Source organism: Vallitalea sediminicola (assembly GCF_054408565.1).
The window spans coordinates 1-231 of record NZ_BTPT01000305.1; the positions used below are offsets into that span (position 1 = coordinate 1).

1 protein-coding gene is annotated in these 231 nt (G+C 45.5%); it reads left to right on the top strand.

The annotated features are described in order from the left end of the window. The coding region (locus ACX6CF_RS26840) for a hypothetical protein (RefSeq protein ID WP_458788436.1) at positions 1-231 on the top strand (231 nt) is incomplete at both ends.

Genomic DNA, 231 nt, shown 5'->3' on the forward strand with positions numbered 1-231 from the left:
CTTTGTATTTTGTATTTACTCATCCAGATAGTGACCTAAAGCAATGGTTAGGGTTTACAGGTCTAGCTGGAGAGCAGGGGCAAGGTTTTAATCTATTACTATTTGGCGCCGCTTCGGCTGTGTCGTTGTCACTTGTGGCGCAAATTGGTGAGCAGGTTGATTTCTTACGTTTTCTGCCTGAAAAACCCAAGCAGGGTTTATGGCGTTGGTGGACTGCTTTGATAATGGCGG